At 47.9% G+C, this 19,236-nt stretch carries 22 protein-coding genes and 1 tRNA gene; 17 read left to right on the top strand and 6 right to left on the bottom strand.

The annotated features are described in order from the left end of the window. Window positions 1–53: 53 nt before the first annotated feature. Both BWK47_RS13235 and BWK47_RS17180 read right to left on the bottom strand, forming a co-directional pair. Window positions 54–1,388 carry a cytochrome P450 gene (locus BWK47_RS13235; protein WP_162328998.1) on the bottom strand — a complete coding sequence of 445 codons (1,335 nt, stop codon included), beginning with the start codon at window positions 1,386–1,388 and terminating at the stop codon, window positions 54–56. A gap of 64 nt (window positions 1,389–1,452) precedes the next feature. Continuing rightward, window positions 1,453–1,569, bottom strand: coding sequence for a site-specific integrase (locus BWK47_RS17180; protein ID WP_237270008.1), 117 nt, complete (start codon window positions 1,567–1,569; stop codon window positions 1,453–1,455). Window positions 1,570–1,796: 227 nt separating this feature from the next. Between BWK47_RS17180 and BWK47_RS17175 the strand changes: the two genes are divergently transcribed. The 4 genes from BWK47_RS17175 to BWK47_RS13215 all read left to right on the top strand — a co-directional run bounded on the left by BWK47_RS17175 (window position 1,797) and on the right by BWK47_RS13215 (window position 3,135). Continuing rightward, complete coding sequence (locus BWK47_RS17175; RefSeq protein ID WP_237269645.1) at window positions 1,797–2,024, top strand: CYTH domain-containing protein; 228 nt, start codon at window positions 1,797–1,799, stop codon at window positions 2,022–2,024. 83 nt (window positions 2,025–2,107) lie between these two features. Continuing rightward, the gene (locus BWK47_RS17170; RefSeq protein WP_237269644.1) at window positions 2,108–2,260 is read left to right on the top strand and encodes a hypothetical protein; all 153 of its coding nucleotides are present in this window, start codon (window positions 2,108–2,110) and stop codon (window positions 2,258–2,260) included. Between the two features lie 149 nt (window positions 2,261–2,409). Continuing rightward, entirely contained in the window at window positions 2,410–2,637 is a 228-nt protein-coding gene (locus tag BWK47_RS13220; RefSeq protein ID WP_230401099.1) for a CD225/dispanin family protein, read from the top strand. Window positions 2,638–2,688: 51 nt separating this feature from the next. Next, a complete protein-coding gene (locus BWK47_RS13215) occupies window positions 2,689–3,135 on the top strand; it encodes a DUF2752 domain-containing protein (protein WP_162328997.1) in 447 nt (148 codons plus the stop codon). Window positions 3,136–3,192: 57 nt separating this feature from the next. Here BWK47_RS13215 and BWK47_RS13210 read toward each other — a convergent pair whose 3' ends face one another. Beyond that, window positions 3,193–3,519 carry a hypothetical protein gene (locus BWK47_RS13210; RefSeq protein WP_237269643.1) on the bottom strand — a complete coding sequence of 109 codons (327 nt, stop codon included), beginning with the start codon at window positions 3,517–3,519 and terminating at the stop codon, window positions 3,193–3,195. A gap of 277 nt (window positions 3,520–3,796) precedes the next feature. Between BWK47_RS13210 and BWK47_RS13205 the strand changes: the two genes are divergently transcribed. From BWK47_RS13205 to BWK47_RS13185, 5 genes are all read left to right on the top strand, one after another. Next, the gene (locus BWK47_RS13205; RefSeq protein WP_162328996.1) at window positions 3,797–3,991 is read left to right on the top strand and encodes a hypothetical protein; all 195 of its coding nucleotides are present in this window, start codon (window positions 3,797–3,799) and stop codon (window positions 3,989–3,991) included. 74 nt (window positions 3,992–4,065) lie between these two features. Continuing rightward, window positions 4,066–5,067, top strand: coding sequence for a DNA polymerase III subunit delta (gene holA, locus BWK47_RS13200; RefSeq protein ID WP_162328995.1), 1,002 nt, complete (start codon window positions 4,066–4,068; stop codon window positions 5,065–5,067). Window positions 5,068–5,126: 59 nt separating this feature from the next. Then, window positions 5,127–5,807, top strand: coding sequence for a phosphatase PAP2 family protein (locus tag BWK47_RS13195; RefSeq protein WP_237269642.1), 681 nt, complete (start codon window positions 5,127–5,129; stop codon window positions 5,805–5,807). 193 nt (window positions 5,808–6,000) lie between these two features. Next, the gene (locus BWK47_RS13190; protein ID WP_162328993.1) at window positions 6,001–6,336 is read left to right on the top strand and encodes a translation initiation factor; all 336 of its coding nucleotides are present in this window, start codon (window positions 6,001–6,003) and stop codon (window positions 6,334–6,336) included. A gap of 94 nt (window positions 6,337–6,430) precedes the next feature. Continuing rightward, on the top strand, window positions 6,431–7,093 hold the full coding sequence (locus BWK47_RS13185; protein WP_162328992.1) for a hypothetical protein: 663 nt from the start codon (window positions 6,431–6,433) through the stop codon (window positions 7,091–7,093). Between the two features lie 35 nt (window positions 7,094–7,128). Here BWK47_RS13185 and BWK47_RS13180 read toward each other — a convergent pair whose 3' ends face one another. After that, complete coding sequence (locus BWK47_RS13180; protein WP_162328991.1) at window positions 7,129–8,622, bottom strand: DUF2779 domain-containing protein; 1,494 nt, start codon at window positions 8,620–8,622, stop codon at window positions 7,129–7,131. Window positions 8,623–8,917: 295 nt separating this feature from the next. Here BWK47_RS13180 and BWK47_RS13175 point away from each other — a divergent pair, with 295 nt between their 5' ends. Beyond that, window positions 8,918–9,667, top strand: coding sequence for a PHP domain-containing protein (locus BWK47_RS13175; protein ID WP_162328990.1), 750 nt, complete (start codon window positions 8,918–8,920; stop codon window positions 9,665–9,667). Between the two features lie 123 nt (window positions 9,668–9,790). Beyond that, a complete protein-coding gene (locus BWK47_RS13170) occupies window positions 9,791–11,512 on the top strand; it encodes a diflavin flavoprotein (RefSeq protein ID WP_162328989.1) in 1,722 nt (573 codons plus the stop codon). Window positions 11,513–11,663: 151 nt separating this feature from the next. Here BWK47_RS13170 and BWK47_RS13165 read toward each other — a convergent pair whose 3' ends face one another. Beyond that, the gene (locus BWK47_RS13165; protein WP_162328988.1) at window positions 11,664–12,641 is read right to left on the bottom strand and encodes a vitamin K epoxide reductase family protein; all 978 of its coding nucleotides are present in this window, start codon (window positions 12,639–12,641) and stop codon (window positions 11,664–11,666) included. 222 nt (window positions 12,642–12,863) lie between these two features. Here BWK47_RS13165 and BWK47_RS17165 point away from each other — a divergent pair, with 222 nt between their 5' ends. The 6 genes from BWK47_RS17165 to BWK47_RS13135 all read left to right on the top strand — a co-directional run bounded on the left by BWK47_RS17165 (window position 12,864) and on the right by BWK47_RS13135 (window position 17,576). Next, window positions 12,864–13,115 carry an SID1 transmembrane family member gene (locus BWK47_RS17165; protein ID WP_237269641.1) on the top strand — a complete coding sequence of 84 codons (252 nt, stop codon included), beginning with the start codon at window positions 12,864–12,866 and terminating at the stop codon, window positions 13,113–13,115. 54 nt (window positions 13,116–13,169) lie between these two features. Beyond that, window positions 13,170–14,066, top strand: coding sequence for an alpha/beta fold hydrolase (locus BWK47_RS13155; RefSeq protein ID WP_204250413.1), 897 nt, complete (start codon window positions 13,170–13,172; stop codon window positions 14,064–14,066). A gap of 69 nt (window positions 14,067–14,135) precedes the next feature. Further along, window positions 14,136–14,492: a ferredoxin:thioredoxin reductase gene (locus BWK47_RS13150; RefSeq protein ID WP_010873706.1), complete on the top strand. Its 357-nt coding sequence runs from the start codon at window positions 14,136–14,138 to the stop codon at window positions 14,490–14,492. A 19-nt stretch (window positions 14,493–14,511) separates the two neighbouring features. Next, window positions 14,512–15,354, top strand: a complete 843-nt coding sequence (gene map / locus BWK47_RS13145) for a type I methionyl aminopeptidase (protein ID WP_162328986.1) — start codon at window positions 14,512–14,514, stop codon at window positions 15,352–15,354. A 34-nt stretch (window positions 15,355–15,388) separates the two neighbouring features. Continuing rightward, window positions 15,389–15,459, top strand: a tRNA-Cys gene (locus BWK47_RS13140). 221 nt (window positions 15,460–15,680) lie between these two features. Continuing rightward, the gene (locus BWK47_RS13135) at window positions 15,681–17,576 is read left to right on the top strand and encodes a cation:proton antiporter (RefSeq protein ID WP_162328985.1); all 1,896 of its coding nucleotides are present in this window, start codon (window positions 15,681–15,683) and stop codon (window positions 17,574–17,576) included. 125 nt (window positions 17,577–17,701) lie between these two features. Here BWK47_RS13135 and BWK47_RS13130 read toward each other — a convergent pair whose 3' ends face one another. After that, window positions 17,702–19,066: an ABC transporter substrate-binding protein gene (locus tag BWK47_RS13130; RefSeq protein WP_162328984.1), complete on the bottom strand. Its 1,365-nt coding sequence runs from the start codon at window positions 19,064–19,066 to the stop codon at window positions 17,702–17,704. Window positions 19,067–19,236: the final 170 nt, after the last annotated feature.

Genomic DNA, 19,236 nt, shown 5'->3' with positions numbered 1-19,236 from the left:
GTCCCTAGCCACTGGGATTGGCGATCGCCAATAATAATTTCACTACCAAATAATTACATGAGTGAATGTAGCTTTACTCGCAAATTATCTTTGGGCCGGGGACTAGGGGTAACAACCAACTCTAAATTTTGCCCCGGTAACAATGTCCAATCAAATTGTTGGATTAATCGAGTGGCAAATAATTTCATTTCCAGCCGAGCAAATTCCTTACCTAAACATTCCCGTAAGCCACCGCCAAAGGGAACATGGGCAAAGGGGGGATTATGAGTTGCACTACCATCAGGAGTAAACCGTTCTGGATCAAACTTTTCTGGGTCAGGATATAAATCAGGATCGGCGTGGGTTTGGCTAATTTGATAAGAAACTAACCAGCCCTTGGGAAAATGAAAACCCTGAAATTGACAATCTTTGATTAATTCTCGAAAACCACCGCCCACAGGAGGAATTAACCGCAATACTTCTTGTAACACTTGGTCTAGATAGGGCATTTTTTTAAGAGTTTCTGCCGTCAGCTCTTGCCTTAACTGCAATTTGTTCTGTTCCTGTCTGACCCTTTCTCTAATGTCGGAATGTTGTCCCAACAATAGACAAAAAGAAGATAATGCGGAAGTTAAAGTTTCATGTCCGGCAAACAATAGCAATAAAATTTGATCCTTCAGCTCCGGCAAAGATAACGGTTGCTTATTATCATCTCGGGCGGCCAATAATATGCCCAATGCATCTTCTTCACTGGGGGGTTGCTGTTGCCGAGTTTTAATAATTTGTTCAAGCTCAGCCAATAACAAAGCCCTTGCTCGTTGGGATTTACCAAATAGGGTATTAGGTAAAGGAATTGGTAGACTAAATAGCCCTTGAATATAAGTTTCAAACCAGGGAAATAATTGAGGATTTTGACTTACTTTTTCCCCCATAAACAACGTTGCCGCCACATCAAAAGTCATTCGTCGTAATTGGGGATACCAAATCACTTCATTGGCTTTACCCCATTGCTCCAAATATCCCTGAATAATGCCATCCATTTTTGGGAGATAACTGTCCAATGCCCTGGGTAAAAAAGCTTGGTATAGAATTTTACGGCGCGAGCGATGTATTTCTCCCATTTGAGTCGCTAACGCATTAGGTCCTAACAAAATTCTGGTGCTGAGGGACCAAGTTGCCTGAAAAGTTTCCTGCTCCTTGGTGAATAAAAATCTATTCGCTAATGCCCCAGAAGCAAAAATGACATTTTTGCCAAATAAACGGGTTTTAAAAATTGGGCCAAATTGCTGCTGCCGCTTTTTACCGAAGTCCCCATCATTAAGAAAATTGAGGGTTTCTCCTAACCACGGTAAACCAAAGTCACCGGGGGGAATAGGTAAAGAATTTAAATTTGTAGGAGAAGTTATCATGGAAAGAAATAGGTTGATTTGTTCGATATTAGTACTTACGAAGCCATCATCATATCAATCAATTTTAAAACAAGATCATTGATAAAGCTTGCTCCTTCTCCTGTTCAGAAGCTGCCAGATAGTAGGACAACACATTCAAATTCTTGTGACCACTAATTTTTTGAATAACCCGGAGATTCATTCCCTTCGGACACATTATGGTCAACGTAGTCCGGCGAAAAGAATGGGTTGATGCCCCCCAACACCAATCCTGTCAGTGGTGGCCTTCAAAATTTTGTGGGCCATGGAAGAATGCAGATGAAAGCCCACTCGTTTGCCCAGAAATGTATAGGACAATGGAAACTTATCGGATTGTTGAGCTTACCGGTAATCATCAAATAAAACTTGCAACATCGGGGGGCGGAGGTTGTGGCCATCGAGATTGAACGTAAATTCCTGGTTAAAGATGACCGCTGGCGGGATTTAGTCCAGGGTTATTTGTACCGTCAAGGTTACATTGTGACCAAGGATTTAACCACGGTGCGAGTCCGTACCATTGGCGATCGGGCCTATCTCACCATTAAGGGTAAAAATGCCGGCATGGCCCGCTTGGATTTGAGTATGAAATTCTTGCAGTGGAAGCCAATTAAATTTTGATAGAACTCTGTTCACCACCCCTGATTGAAAAATATCGTTATTGCCTCGATTACCATGGTAAAACCTGAGAAGTAGACGAGTTTTTGGGGGATAACCAGGGGCTAATTTTGGCGGAAGTGGAATTAACCCACACTGATGAACAGATCAATTTACCTCCCTGGATTGGCGAAGAAGTAACCAATGATACCCGCTATTACAATATCAATTTGGCTAATCATCCCTACAAAAATTGGTAAAAATAAAGATGGCCTAGGAACCTCAGTAAATTATGAAGAAAACGCAACAAAATGAACCATTAAGCTGATTTTTGTCTATCCTGGCTGGTATATTCCAGTCTACTCAGAAATGAGTTTGTTTTATGACAAATCAGTATGTACCAAATTACTTGGCGCAATCGATCCTGGTAACTCTATTTTGTTGCTTACCCCTGGGTATTGTGGCCATTATCAAAGCATCGGAAGTTAATTCTCGTTTGGCTTCAGGGGACTATGAAGGCGCTGTAAAGGCTTCCAAGGAAGCGAAAAAGTTTTGTTGGTGGTCCTTTGGTGCCGGCATAATTTTCATTGCTATCTATTTTGTGCTAGTGGTTATTGCCGCCGTCTTTGGTCAGTAATTAAAGTTACTTTTTTGACTTTGCCTTGTTCACCATTCATTAACGAATACCATGTTTAGCTTGAAAAATTATTCCCCATCTCCATTACTGTCCGCTAAGGCCAAGGAATATTTAGTATTCACTTTGGTAACCCTAACCATTGTCGTTGCTGGCACCCTTCTGTTCCTGTTTGATCCTGCTTCATCGAAATTATTTCCCCCCAGCCCCTTTCGCAGTTTAACTGGGCTGTACTGCCCCGGTTGCGGCACTTTACGGGCATTGCATCAATTATTACATGGCAACTTAGTGGGAGCTTTTGGGCTAAATCCTTTGATGATGATTTCCCTCCCATTTATGATTTATTCCTACGTTGCCTATGGCTTAAAAACTATTAATGGGCGGACTTTATTAGTTTGGTTTGTTCCCCCCAAGGTAATCTGGTTTATATTACAGGCGATTTTAGCTTATTGGGTGGCCAGAAATATTCCCTTTGTACCCTTCTCTTGGTTGGCACCTTAGTCTTAAAGTCCAATCACATTAAACATTAAAGGTGTTTATTGTGTTAATCCTAATGATTCATGGGCATCGGTGACGAGTAAAACTGATGCCATCTTCGTGAATGCTAGTTAACTTTTGATGATTCTCGGAAAGGCGAAAATGAAAGGTATCTTTCCAAGTTTCTCCTTCTCCCGCTAATTCAGCAGTCACACGAAGATTTAGCTCATCATCCACTGTTACGGCAGTTATTTTTCCCCTCGACTCATGGAAATCTACCCAACCATCTGATAGAACTAATCTAGTGTCGTCCATGGGTAAAGCACAGTTTTTTAAATTTTCTACCCATGTGCCCTGGAAGCGCGGGGGAATTGATTGGGCCAACACCATTGATTGGGCCAACACCATAGTTATTCCCCAAAAAACTTGACTAAGTGTTAACCAATAAATAATCAATGTTTGTTTTTTTATTACCTTATTAGACATAGATAGGTAACTTTTCATAAATAGTTCCGACAAAAATTGTGCCAAAGTATCCACAGCCAAAATTGATAATCAACAAAACTTTTGAACTATTTAAAAAGGCGATCACCTTGTCGGATGCTGTGTCCTGGTGGGTAATTTGCTAAAATGAACCCAGTAACTGCCTTTGAGCACAGTTTCCACTCTCAGCGTCTCAAGCACTATGGGATATTTAGTTTCGTTTGTTCTTTTGGTGATTTACGTCGGTGGAGTCTGGCGTTTTCTTTCTGGCTATCGCCACACCAATTTTAACCGTAGCTTAGCAACCCGCATCTCCCTGGCATTGCTATGGCCTGGACTGCTCCTGGTCAATCCCTCCTATCGCAAAAACTTTCAAAAAGCCCTCAAAGGTCGTTAGTCGTTAAAAGTTTGTGTGAAACGCCCCCTCGCCTGAGCTTGAGGGAAGCTACATGAAAATCCCCCGGTGTTGCTATGCCCGTCTATTTCTATTGGGGCGAAGACCAATTTACCCTCCACCAAGCAGTCAAACAACTGCAGAAACGTTGTTTAGATCCCCAGTGGGAGGCCTTTAATTTTGAAAAAATTCCGGGGGAACAAGCTGATGCTACCCAACGGAGTCTGGAGCAAGCCCTGACACCTCCTTTTGGTAGTGGCGATCGCCTGGTGTGGGTGGTGGACTCCACCCTAGGACAAAGTTGCGACGATGGTTTGCTGGCTAGGTTGCAAAAAAGTTTGCCCGCCATTCCCCCCAATTGTCATTTACTGTTCACATCTAGTAAAAAGCTCGATCGCCGACTGAAATCGACCAAATATTTGGAAGGTAATGCCACTATCCGGGAATTTGCCCTCATTTCACCCTGGAATGTGGACGCTCTCATCCATCAAATTCAGGCGATCGCCCAGGATCTGCAACTTCCCTTAGCAACGGAAACGGAAGGTTTTTTGGCAGAAGCGTTGGGTAATGACACGAGGCTAATTTGGAATGAGCTGGGCAAGCTCAAACTCTATAGCGAGAGTCAAACGGGCCCCTTAACGGTGGTCCAGGTAGAACAGTTGGTCAATACCAGCACCCAAAATAGTTTGCAATTAGCCCAGGCGATCCGGGATGGAGAAACCCCCCAGGCATTGCAATTGGTAGCAGACTTATTGCTGACCCACAACGAACCGGCTTTAAAAATATTGGCTACCCTCACCGGCCAGTTCCGTACTTGGACATTGATCAAGCTTGCTTTGGAGGCAGGGGAAAAAGATGACAAGGCGATCGCCGCCCAGGCCGATCTCAGTAATCCCAAACGTTTGTATTTTTTAAAGAAGGAATTGCGGGGCATTACCGGCGGGCAATTGCTCAAAACCTTACCCCTGTTGTTGGAATTGGAATATCAACTAAAGCGGGGAGCGGACCCCTGTTCGAGCCTACAAACTAAGGTGATTGAACTATCGTCATTATTCCAGCCCATACACCGTCGCCGTTGATCTCCGTCGGTCGACAAATGGCCCTATGCTTAAAAATTGTCAATTCTTACACCTTGCCAATGAAGTCTTCGGCCCATACTTCTTTACCTCCCTGGTTAACCATTGTCGGTCGGGTTCCCTTTTTCTGCTGCTTGGCGATCGTTGGATTATTAATCGCCCTAGGCCACAATTTTAGGGAAGTGAGCGATTTAAAGGAAATCGCCTTTGACATTGCCTTTTTAGATTTCCTCCATAAGGTAATTCCCGAGGCCATGGCCCCTTTTTGGATCAAAGTCTATAAAGGTACGGGGGTGGAATTGACCGCCACGATGATTGCCATCACCCTAGGTTTTTTAGCTTGGAAACGCTATTGGTCGGAGATTAAATATCTGGTTTTTGCCACCCTGGGCATTCTTTTGGTAATTGACCAAGTGTTGAAGCCCTTTTTTAACCGTACTCGCCCTTTACCCCGTTTAGTGGATGTGGATGGGCGTAGTTTTCCCAGTGGCCATGCGGCGGGCGGAGTGGTGTTTTACTTCTACTTAGCCTTTTTGTTGGCGGCCCATTTTCCCCAATATCGTTGGCAAATTTATCTTGGTGCCACCCTTTGGGTCGGCTTTATTGGCATTGCCAGTATGTATTGTCGGGTTCATTGGGCAACAGATATTTTGGCCGGTTACGGAGTGGGCTTTATCTGGTTAACCCTCAGTTTGTTTTTGCTCAAGCGGGAAAAGCCTGATGTCTATTTAAAATCTCAATAAAACTAAAGTGCCCTCAAGATTCTACCAACATGCCATAGATCAAAACTTTACAAATAAGCTCTCCCACTAACAGCGTTGAATCTGGTAATCTCATTAGTAGGCGTAATGTGTACTATTTTACCCTGGCGATCAGACGCTAATTCCCCAATTACTCCCTGCTTGTTAGCGTTGCCCAATATTTTTTTCCAGTCCTATGGCCAATTCCAAACCTCCAGCTCGCATTGTTTATCAAGAATTTGGTCGGGTGGCAGACCCCATATCGGAGGAGCAAATTGATCTCCCTCCCCAACAGCAAAATGTCCGCATCCAAGCAACTCGTTCTGGTCGCAAAGGAAAAACGGTGACAGTAGTGAGTGGTTTGCAATTATCGGCCATGGGACAGCAAGCTCTACTCAAGGCCCTGAAAAGTTTTTGTGGCAGTGGGGGCACCTTGAAAGAAGACTGCTTGGAAATCCAGGGGGATCAACGGGAGAAAATTCTTGCTTATTTGTTAAAGCAGGGCTACAAGGCTAAAATTAGTGGTGGTTAGATTACTAGGGTTCAATTACGCCTAATTACGTCTTTTTCCCTTCATTCAGAGTCTATTCTGTCCGATTCTGGACCCTTTTCCTCCCCCGTTCACCATGGTCAGCAGCCAAAAGCCCATCGGTATTATTCTTCAGGAAGCAAAACTAATTACCCCTGGGCAATTGGAGGTGGCTTTGTACGAACAAAAGCAATTCCAGATGTTGTTGGGGGAGATTCTTTCTCACCATGGCTGGATTTCCCAGGAAACGGCGGACTTTTTTGTTGATCTTTGGCCTGCAATGGTTGGTCAGCCTGTGCAAGGTCCCATTGGCTACTATCTGAAGATGGCCCATCTTTTGGATGAAGACCAGATCGAACGTATTTTGCGGGAACAACGACGGTTGGGGGTCCGCTTCGGTTCGGTGGCGGTGCTCAAGGGATGGTTAAAGGAAGAAACAATTAACTTTTTTGTTAAAAATATTGTTCGTGAAGCTCAGGAAGATACTCCTTCGGCGGCCCTGGTTTTGCCTGTTCCCCAATTGCCAATTCCTCCAGCTTCCCCATTGAAAACTCCCCGATGGCGATCGCCTGAGTTGGTGGAAGCCCAGGCAAAAGAAACCTATGAACTTTTGTCAAACGAAAAAGGAGAAAATCTCCCCCCCATAATCCCAGCCTCATTGAGAAAAGACACTGATTCTCCCCGTCAGGCAGCGGAAACCCTGATCCTGTTTGATGACCATCACCAAAGTCAAGGTAAAGAAGATGGGGAGAGCGACTAGATTATCCATGGCAATTTGATCCTTGCTAGTCCTGGTCAATCTTTTAATTCCTGTTGTAAAACCTCATAAATTTTCACCATACCCAGGGTATCTAAACCACAATACTCCCGTAGTTGTTGGGCCATTTCTGCCCTTTTATCCGGCGCGGAACATTCCAGCAGTGCTTCCCACACTAGAGGGGCTTCATTGCCGGACTTGATGACCAAGTCGTCGTGGCAAAATTGGGGGGCCATCACCGGCAGAACTTTTTTGAGGGAATAGGAACCCCGGAAACCAGGATGGAAATACGCCTTTTTAAAGATTACCTGTAAATCCCAGAGGCGATCGATAATCTGATTAATTTTGGCTCCATAGTTGGGATAGGCCGCTGCCAACTGTTGTAATACTCCCTTTTCAAAGGACTGGTTATAAACCACCACTGATCCCCGATCGCCAATGTGGTGTATTAGGGAAATAAGTAGGGGGAGTCGGGGATCGGAATCCTCCGTGTGTAAATATTCAAAGTGTTCCAGGGAACCGTCGGGATTAAGGCGGTGGCAACTGTACTGAAAAATACAGCGTTCGTAGGGGTGCAGACCGGCAAAACGGGGAATGGCACTACTGTGGGTTTCCACATCAAAAAAGTACAATGGCTGATTGGGTTGAATCTGCCCCAACAATTGCCTCAATAAATCCTGGTCTATTTGGGGTTTTGCTGCCGTCATCCGGTCAATGAATGCTCTTTGCTTTTGGGTCAAGGGAAACTCCGCCGGAACATCCTCCAGATTCCAGATATTAGACTCCATCAAATTTTGCAATTTATCCTGCTTCAACAAAGGAATGTCAAAAATGGAAATCGGCGGCACATTCTGCCAGCAATGATCTTTAAACGGACAACGGTAAGGGCGATCGCAATGGCTGCCAATGGGCACTTGGGGAGCGGTCGGTTCCGTCAACAATGTGCGGAATTCTGCCAGTTTTTGGGGTAACTGCCCACGCCAACGCACCACCGCCGCCGTTACATCCTGATAACAAAATCTATCCTGCACCACACTCCAATTCCTGGCCATGGGATTGACCACCATGAGGCTCGTTTTTTCCACCGTTAACCCCAACCCCTCCAACACGTAATGTTGCAAGGCCAAGTCGGCAATGTGTTCGTCTTTTAACTTAGTGGCGGATTTTACTTCAATAATTTCCCAATTTCCTGAAGGTAAGCGACGCAATACATCACAGCGCACCAAAATATCGTCGTACAAAAAAGCCGGTTCAAATAAACATTCCACTCCTTGCCCTGCCCCTACCACCGTCAATTCCCAACTTTTCTCTAGGCAATGTTTAAGATTTCCGTCCACCAATGTGCCATTTTTAAAAGATTCCCGGGCCTCCACTCCGATCGCCTTGCCTTGTTTAATTCTTTGTTCAGCGGCCAAGGACATGGGGGAAGCATCTTCGGGACGGCAGATAGACAACCATAGACGTTTTGGACAGTGCAACCCTGCCAAAAAGTAGGTCTTGCTGATGGGAAAAGACATGGTGGCCGACTCCATAGAAACCCAACCTTAAAACGCAGGTTCTGAGCAGAGAGAAAAGTACACGGGGTTCACTCTACCGATGTTACGCTTAAACCATTGCCCCATGAGTCTTGGAAGAAAATAATTTCCGATCTCCACCTAATGTAACCCAGCCTGAGCGCTGTGATTTTTTTCGGGTTTTATTTAGGCTGATTCTTACCGATAAATTGATGATGGCTTGACAAGGGAAAACTAATGGTCGGTGGTGGGGAACTTTTGCCCCCAAGGACTGGACGAAGGGAAAAAGCCAATTATGTAAAGTTTTGTTATTGTGGGAAAAGGGTGGGATGTATTTATATCCAGCACCAACCCGTTGTCAGGATGGCATTTATTCATGGTTAACGACCTCATTTCTCCGCAGTCTCAACAGATGGAGCGCCAACTTACAACTGTTTGGCAGTCCCTGACCCCCACCAGTTGTCCACGGTTTTATAATTTTCATCTCCACACCCGATGTTCCGACGGCCAGATGACCCCGGAGGGTTTAATCGAACAGGCCATACATCAAGAATTACATGGTTTGGCGATCACAGACCACCATTGTGTGGCGGGTTATTACCGGGCCCAGCGCTGGCTCACCGAACATTGCCATTATCCTAGTCTCCGGCCCCAACTTTGGACTGGCATTGAAATTACCGCCAATTTAGACGGCACTGAAGTGCACATCCTGGGCTATGACTTTGACCCTACCCACCCGGTCCTAGACCCCTATCTAACCGGCGATCGCCCGGATAAGTACTATGCCCAAGCGCCCAAAGTCATTAAGGCTCTCCATGATGCCGGTGGCTTAGTGGTGTTAGCCCATCCAGCCCGGTACCGTCAGCCGGCCAGTCAGTTGATCCCAGCGGCAGCCCGCCATGGCATTGATGGGGTAGAGGCATTTTATGCCTATGGCAATCCCAAACCTTGGCAGAGTTCTGTGCCCCAAATGGAAGAAGTTTGTTACCTGGGGGATTTGTATAATCTGTTCCGCACCTGTGGCACCGATAGCCATGGGGAAAGCATCATGTATCGTCTCTGAAGTCTCTAGGGAAAGTCGTAATCGTTAGAGTTAAAAATATCAATGTTTGTTAACTTTCCCCGGCTCTGGCCCCTGGGATACACTGGACAGAGAGTTTTCCATTACCAGTCCTAGGAGTACGGCATGGTCACTACCCCCCTCCCCACCCAAAAGCGCCTATCTACCCAAACCGAGGCGATCGCCAAAAATATTACTGCTATCCGTTCTTTGGACTGGGACCGAGACCGGTTTGATATTGAATTCGGCCTACAAAACGGCACCACTTACAACTCCTATCTAATCCAAGCGGATAAGGTTGCCCTAGTAGATAGCTCCCACGAAAAATTCCGCCAGTTATACCTAGATTTATTACAGGGATTAATCGATCCCCAGCGCATTGATTACCTAATCGTCAGCCACACTGAGCCAGACCACAGTGGGTTAGTAAAAGATATTTTGCAACTCAATCCCCGCATTACGGTGGTGGCCACCAAAGTAGCATTGCAATTTCTTGATAACTTTGTCCATCAACCCTTTGAGCGTATTCAAGTTAAAAGTGGCGATCGCCTGGATTTGGGCCAGGGCCATGATTTGGAATTTGTCAGTGCTCCGAATCTCCACTGGCCGGACACCATGCTCACCTATGACCCCGCCACGGAAATTCTCTTCACCTGCGACGTGTTTGGGATGCACTATTGCTCCGATGCAGTTTTTGACATCGATTTGGGCAAAATCGCGCCGGATTACCAGTTTTACTACGATTGCTTGATGGGTCCCAACGCCCGTTCCGTTCTCGCCGCTATGAAACGCATGGATAATCTGGGCACCATTAGCACCGTTGCCAATGGCCATGGCCCCCTATTGCGCCATAACGTTGGCGAATTATTACATCGTTACCGCCATTGGAGCGAGTCCCAAAGTAAAGCAGAAAAAACCGTGGTGGTTTTCTATGTGGCTGATTATGGCTACGGCGATCGCCTTTCCCAGGCCATTGCCAAGGGAATTACTAAAACCGGCGTGGGGGTGGACATGGTGGACCTAAGCTCCGCCGATCCCCAGGAAATCCAGGAACTGGTGGGCCATGCCAGCGGGGTAGTTCTGGGAATGCCGCCTTTACAGGCTAACGCTGATCTAAGCACCAATTTCGGCGCAGTGTTGGCCGCCATGCAACCGAAACAGGTCTTTGGTTTATACGAATCCTATGGTGGGGACGACGAGCCCATTGACCCCCTCCGCACCAAATTTTTAGACCTGGGTTTGCGGGAGGCTTTCAAAGTGATCAAGGTCAAAGACACCCCCAGCGAAAGCACCTATCAGCTTTGTGATGAGTCCGGCACTGACTTGGGTCAAAATCTCATCCAGGCGGCCAAAATTAAACAACTCAAATCTCTGGACAGCGATCTAGAAAAGGCGATCGGTCGCATTAGTGGGGGGCTGTATATCATCACTGCCCAAAAGGGAGAGGTTAAAGGCGCCATGCTTGCTTCCTGGGTTTCCCAAGCCAGCTTTACTCCCCCTGGTTTCACCGTTGCTGTGGCCAAGGACCGGGCCATTGAATCCCTCATGCAAGTGGGCGATCGCTTTGTGTTGAATATTTTGGAAGAAGGTAATTACCAAATTTTAATGAAACATTTCCTCAAACGTTTTCCCCCTGGTGCTGATCGTTTTGCCGGTGTCAAAACCCAAACTGCAAGCAACGGATCGCCTATTTTGACCGATGCGCTAGCCTATTTGGAGTGTGAAGTAGCTAGTCGGATGGAATGTAGTGATCACTGGATTGTTTACAGCCAAGTAACCAATGGTCGGGTAGCTAAAGCAGAAGGGTTAACCGCCGTACACCATCGCAAAGTCGGCAATTATTACTAATAAAAAACTGCAATCAAACCGCAAAACTATCAAGGAAAATCCCCCAGGCTATCTCTAGCTTGAGGGGATTTTGTTCGGGGAATGATGGCGTCGCTATACCGCCAGACGATGGATCACTTTGTTAGTCGGCTTAATCCTTGGGTAGGTCTAACTAATTTCTCAGGCCATATTTAAAATCCATATTGCCTTCATAGCCAGTGAGCTCTGCCAATTCCCGGAGAGTTTTGACCCCAGGGTTTAGTTCTCCGTCAATGCCCCAGGTGGGGAAGGATTGAATACCGACATCCACACAGGTTTGGGTCTGGGGATTTTTCCCAGCCGGGTCGCACTCAATATAGCTAATTTTTTCAAATGCTTCTTTGCCGAAAAGTAGTTTTTGGTCATAGCAGTGGGGACACCAGAAGGCACCATAGTTGAGTACCCCTTTGGCAGTGAGGTATTCCGCCAACTCAATTTCCGCTGGTCCCGACTGAGTGGTGATGGGCCAACCACTGGGGGGTCTGGGTTGACCGACAATGGCAGGAATGGGAATTGTGCCATCGGCTCCGGCTTTAGGCCCTTCAGCAGTGGCATAGAGACCCAGGGTGCCGACAATGGTTACCATGGCCACCACGACGGTGGTAAAAAATACTTGACTCACTTCTTCCCACTCCCGACCAACGATCGCCAAAATGAACAACAACAAAGAACAAATAGCAGAAGTTAGGCAGTACCAGCAAGCTTCCTGGAGCCGGAAAAAGGAGATGTACATTAAGTAACCGCTGAACACCGCCATGGACGTACCCCCCACCAGGAGAAATTTTCCGGTGAGATCTTCCAGGGAGTTACGCTGTTTTTTGTTGCTCTCCTCACTGACCAAAAAGGGCACCAAAGCGGCAATGCCCATGGCCAGATAAGCTGCCAGCCCAAAAACACTGAGGGGAATGTCAAAAACTTTGGCGTAGGCACTCTGTAACACCAGGTCACAACTGGAGCTACCGGTGGCCTGGTCCACGGGACAAAGGGCTTCTCCCCCGGTGAAGGAAATATAGGCCAGGTAGGAGGTGATCAAGATCCCCAGGACGGCGATCGCCCCCATAATGAAACGGGAATAGCGATGAATCCAAGGCACCGAACGACGACGAACCATAAATTAAAAGAGCAATTGATTTACAACCAGGTTAGCAAAAACCCGCCATGGGATAAGCTGACCGCGCTAGTCCCCGGTGGGGCATGGTTACAAACACCAACGGCCATGGCTTTCCCTGCGACTTTTAACCATTCTAGGGGCAACCTCCCAGTTCCAATTCAACGGTGCCAAATTCTATCAAGGGCAAAATTTGTGGGCAAGCAACCATCTCGAAGAAAGCAATTGAGGATTTCCAAACGGTTACTGTTAGTGGTGTTAACCCTAGGGTTTAGTATGGCTAGTGTGGGCATTATGGAGGATTTTCAGGGTAATTTTTGGCTCAAAACTTATTTGCTGCTGGGGGCGTTATTTTGGGGCAATTTGCTCATTTATCTGAGTTTTTATCCCCGGTGGGGGCAAAAGTTATTGCAACGGGAACAAAAGAAAAGCGGTCCAATTTCTGGCCCCAAATCCCGCCATGGGCAAAAAAACTAAACCATACTGAAGAAGACCAGTTGCTTTGCTCAATGCCCCAACCATCAAAAAAGTATGATTGAACCCCTTGGCTTTACCCGCAATTCCCTAGTTACTTCCCTGGGAACCATTGTTTACTACGAAGCAACGGAGGCCCCCTGGGTAGAGGCGGTAGATTCCCTCGGCGATCGCCAAACGTTGGTATTTCTCCATGGCTTTGGGGGTGGTTCTTCCGCCTACGAATGGTCAAAGGTTTATCCGGCTTTTGCTGCTGACTACCGAGTGTTAGCGCCGGACTTGTTGGGTTGGGGTCGCTCCGACCATCCAGTGAAAAATTACACTCCCCAGGACTATATCCAGGTTATTCAGGAATTTTTGCAACAAACCTGTGACCAACCTGTGATGGTGATTGCCTCTTCCCTGGTGGCAGCGATCGCCGTGCGGACAGCGGTGCAGTACCCAGAGCTATTTGCGGGGCTAATTTTGGCTACCCCCACAGGATTATCGGACTTTGGTGAAGATTACCGCAGTAACTTTTTTGCTCAATTGGTCAGTGTGCCCGTGCTGGATCGTTTTATCTACACCACCGGCATTGCCAACACAGCGGGCATTATGAATTTTTTGGAACAACGACAATTTGCCCAAGCCCGGCGCATTTATCCCGAAATTATCGACGCCTATCTGGAGTCCGCCACCCAACCCAGGGCGGAATATGCAGCCCTGTCCTTTGTTAGGGGGGATCTCTGCTTTGATTTGGCCCAATTTATGCCGGATTTAACCGTTACTACAGCTATCCTCTGGGGAGAATATGCCCAATTTACCCCTCCGGCGATCGGTCGTCGTTTAGCGGCGCTGAACCCCAATGCCATTAAAGCTTTTGTGGAAATTAAAGACGTGGGGTTAACGCCCCATTTGGAATTACCTGGGGTAACAAGTGGGGTGATTCGTCGGTTTTTGGTTCTGCTCCAATAGTGTGTCAAGATAAATACACCGACGGCAAAATTGGCGTTTGTGCCGACCATCTAATTCCCTTGAGAATATATGACCAGCAGTGACACCCAGAACAACAAAACACTGGCCGCAATGAAAAATTTTGCGGAGCAGTATGCTAAACGTACGGATACCTATTTTTGTAGTGATCTTTCCGTCACCGCCGTTGTTATCGAGGGTTTAGCTCGCCATAAAGAGGAATTGGGTTCTCCCCTGTGCCCCTGTCGCCATTACGAAGACAAGGAAGCGGAAGTAAAAAATACCTTTTGGAATTGCCCCTGTGTGCCTATGCGGGAGCGCAAGGAATGTCACTGTATGTTGTTTTTAACCCCAGATAACGATTTTGCTGGGGATGCCCAGGATATTCCCATGGAAACCTTGGAGGAAGTCAAGGCCAGCATGGCCTAGATTTTTGGGCACCCATCCTATGAATTTACTCAGCCAGTTATTTGCGCCCCCCTCCCCCGTACCGTCCCCGACACCAAAGGCAAAAAAACGTTCCCGCCGGGGAGTACAGATTAAAACCCCCGCCGAAATTGCCATTATGCGCCAAGCCGGGGCGATCGCCGCCCAGGTATTGAAGGAGATTGCCGCCACGGTGCAGCCAGGCATGACCACCGGGGATTTAGACCAGTTAGCCGAAGAACGAATTCGTTCCCTGGGAGCCACTCCCAGTTTTAAGGGTTACCACGGCTTTCCCGCCTCTATTTGTGCCTGTGTGAATAATGAGGTGGTCCATGGTATTCCCCGTCGCCGTAAAAAAATTCGTTCTGGCGATTTGCTCAAAGTAGATACCGGAGCCTATTTCCAGGGCTACCACGGGGATTCCTGCATCACCATTGCGGTGGGTAAGGTTTCCCCCCAAGCCCAGCGGTTGATGGAAGTGGCGGAAGGGGCCTTGTATGCGGGGATTGAACAGGTAAAGCCTGGTAATTACCTGATGGACATTGCCGGGGCAATCGAGGATTACGTTAAGCCCACCGGTTACACCATTGTGGAAGAGTTCACCGGCCATGGGGTGGGGCAGGCCCTCCACGAAGACCCCCATGTGTTTAACGTCCGCTGCCGGGATTTGCCCAATGTCAAACTTAAACCGGGCATGACCCTGGCGATCGAGCCGATCATTAATGCTGGTTCCCGTTTCACCCGTACCCTCGGCGATCGATGGACGGTGGTGACGGTGGACAATGCCCTTTCGGCCCAGTTTGAGCATACGGTGTTGGTAACGGCCACAGGCTATGAGTTGCTGACCGATCGCCGTTTGGTCTAGATTGCCAACTCTGTTATAATGATTGGCCGGACATGGCGGCATAGCCAAGTGGTAAGGCAGAGGTCTGCAAAATCTTTACCCCCAGTTCGAATCTGGGTGCCGCCTTTAATTTTTTAATTGTTTAACCGACAAATTGTGTAAAGTCCAAAGACTTGAGTGAATTGGCGATAAATTTTAGGTTGGTAAACAGTTCTCCCGGAGCAAGCTCCCCAGTTGGTGGCAGACTAGCTTACCTTGGAGGGGAGTTGGCCTTTTAACTTAAGGGGCCAACTCCCTGGCAATGATTTACCGTTAACCCACAGGCAGAACCAATTCCTTTGAGCCTTATGGAAGGATCATTTTCCCTTACCCTCCAGATTATCCTCACTGTCCTGTTTGGCATTGGGGCCCAAGTATTGGCGGGATTTCTCAAACTACCGAGCATTGTCTTTTTGCTTATTTTTGGCGTCATCCTTGGCAACAGCGGCTTGCATTGGATTCAACCCGCCAATTTTGGGGATGGTTTGGAAGTAATTGTTTCCCTTTCCGTGGCGATTATTTTGTTTGAGGGGGGCTTAAATTTAGGCCTGCGGGAATTGGGCCAGGTTTCCGGTAGTCTGCGTAATTTGGTCACCATCGGCACCCTAATTACCCTAGTGGGAGGGGGATTAGCGGCCCATTGGTTGGCGGAGTTCCCCTGGTATTTAGCTTTTTTATACGGCTCCTTGGTGGTGGTAACCGGGCCAACGGTGGTGGGCCCCCTAATTAAACAGGTCCAGGTGCAGAAGTCTGTGGCTACCCTACTGGAGGGGGAAGGGGTACTGATCGATCCGGTGGGAGCAATCCTGGCAGTGGTGGTATTGGAAACCATTTTTAATACCAACGTCAGCGTTGAAACCGACATTATCGAAATTGCCATGGGTCTAATATTGCGCCTTGGGGTCGGCCTGGCGATCGGGGTGGGGGGCGGTTGGCTATTGAGTAATTTCCTCAAACGGGCCAGCTTTCTCTCGGAAGATGTCAGTAATCTGGTGGTGCTAGCGGGGGTGTGGGGAGTATTTGGTGCGGCCCAAGCATCCCTGAGTGAATCGGGCTTAATGGCCACCGTAGCCATGGGCATTTACCTCAACTCCTCTGCCCTGCCTGATAACCGACTTTTGCGACGATTCAAAGGTAAATTAACCCTGCTTTGTGTCTCGGTGCTATTTATTCTGCTGGCGGCAGAATTATCCCTGAGTAGCTTTGGGGCTTTGGGCTGGGGCAGTGTGCTCACTGTGGCGGTGTTAATGCTAGTCATTCGTCCCATTAGTATCGCTATTTGTACTTGGACTAGCGCTTTTAACTGGCGACAGAAACTTTTTGTGGCTTGGATTGCCCCTCGGGGTATTGTTTCTGCGTCCGTTGCCTCCCTATTTTCCCTACTGTTGACTGAACGGGGCATTAACGGTGGCGATGCGATCAAATCGATTGTGTTTCTCACCATTATGATGACGGTGTTCATTCAGGGCTTAACGGCGAAGCCCTTGGCTAAACTGCTACGTATCACCGACACCCACACCACCGGCGCAGTAATTATCGGTTGTACTCCCCTGGGACGACTGGTGGCCCGTTTATTTACAGCCCAAGGGGAATCGGTGGTATTGATTGACAGTGACCCGGAAGCCTGTGCGACGGCGATCGCCGAAGGATTAACGGCCATTCAAACCAGTGCGTTGGATTCCCATGCATTGGAAAAGGCAGGCATTGAAGAGATGGGGGCATTTATGGCCCTGACCAATAACGGGGAAGTGAATTTGGTGCTGGCTCAAAATACCATCAATGAATTTAACCCCCCCCGGGTGTGTGTGATTGCTCCAGATAACTTACCGGAAGATAATCCCTTGCTGAAAAATAAAGGGGTAAGAATTTTTATGGAGCAAAAAACTTTCAAAACCTGGAATCAGTACCTTAAGGATGGGCAAATTAAACTGGGCAAAACCCTGTTTAAGGAAACTGGTTTAGCCCTACAGCAAGCCCACACCCAAGCCCTAATTCGTTCTGGGGAATTACTGCCCTTAATGCTGAAACGGCAGGGCAGTTTGCAACTAGCTAAGACCACTGAAAATGCCCAAATTGGGGACGAAGTTTTTTACCTGCTCCACGACCCACGCCCCCAATTGTTAAAACAACTTTCCGGCAGCCGATCGCCAGATATATTGACCCCCGAACCCCTGGCGGAAGTGGAAGAAGTCCCCATCTACTAGGGGAAAGATCGAAGTTGAAAAACGCCAAACCGCTCTAAAAGAAAAGCCCCCTGGAGCAACCGATGGGGGCCATTAATGGTTAATTAAAACTGATCAAATTGGTCAAGACAATTTACGGAGAAGTACTAGGAACCGGAACCGGGGGTAACTTTATCGATTACCTCTAGGGTGCCATCCCCTTTCACCGTCCAGACATCGTAAGTACCTACCACATCGCCATTTTCGTCGATGTCCACATTGCCGCTAGCCCCTTGGTAATTAATGTCCTTGCCTTCCCGCACCATGGCGATCGCCTCACAAGCATCGGTCACTTCTTCCCCTGGACCATTGGAGACATCCCGGATTTTGCTCTGGATCCCCACTCCTGTATTAGATTTTGCAGCTTCTGCCGCCAACATCATCAAAACAGTGGCATCGTAGGTGTGGGGCACAAACGCAGTTACGTCCTTACCACCAGTGGCATCTTTCCATTGGGCAGTGAAGGCTTCCAGGGATTTGCCATCGGCACCGGGTACCGTACCCAGGGCCCCAGATAAAAGGGAAACTCCATTGGCATCTTTGCCTACTTTTTCAACGAAATCGGGGGAATAAACGCCATCCGTTAATAGTAAGGTGACTCCATCCATTAAGCCCTGGCGGTAGGCCGATTGAACCAACACACTCCCCGTATCAGCATAAAGAATAGCCGCCACAGCATCAGGACTATTGGCAAAGCCCTGGGCCGCTTCCGTATCCAACGTTGCCGCCTTGGGATCGTAGCGCACCGGGTTATCTTTATTGGTCACATTACCGCCATCGGCGGTGAAGGATTCCACAAATACTTTTTCAAACCCCACACCATAGTCATTGTTGATAACCACGGTGGCGGCGTCGGTAAAACCTTGTTTCTTGGCCAAGGCAGCTAGGGCCTGGGCTTGGTACGTATCGGGAGGAGCGGTACGGGCCCAAAAGCCTTTAAATTCGCCCTTCTTGGCCTGGTCAGTAAACACAGGACTAGTGCTGCCCGGGGAAATCATCATAATGTTGTTTCTCACTGCGATGGGCACCGCCGCACTGGAAACGCTGCTGGCAAAGGAACCTACCACGCCAGCCACCTGGTCCGCTTCTGCTAATTTGGTCATGGCGGAAACCCCTGCGGTGGGATCGGTTTGATCATCTTCAATCACTACTGTTACGTCTTGGCCATTGACGCCGCCACAGGCATTGATGGTATCCACCGCCAATTGCACCGCTAAAGGCATATTTTGCCCGATGGAAGATAGATCCCCCGTAGCCGGCAGTAGGGCCCCTAGTTTTAGCGCTCCTCCTTCTCCCCCGGTGCTGGGTTGACTAGCTCCGTCCCCAGGGGTAGGTTCTGGTTCAGCACAGGCAAACATTAGTCCAGCGGTGGTGCCAGCAAGGGCTAGATTCAAGGCGATCGCCGTCAACCGACGACGGGACTGGGGCCAAAATAGACGCATCCTGAAAAAATCTCCCACAAGGTTATTCATGGGTTAAATATAGTTAGCCATGGTCCCTTCGGCAACCCAGTGTGGTGACTTCATCAATGCAGGGCTAGGGGGGATAATCCATCAAAGTTATTTCCCATCCTTCCCCCCTCATTCGAGGTAAGTGGTAATTTATTCGCCCCCACTAAGCCCTTAGATTAGAGATAAACTCC

The organism is Synechocystis sp. CACIAM 05 (assembly GCF_010222815.1).
Taxonomy (GTDB): Bacteria; Cyanobacteriota; Cyanobacteriia; order Cyanobacteriales; family Microcystaceae; genus Synechocystis.
This window is presented reverse-complemented; position numbering and strand designations above follow the sequence as displayed.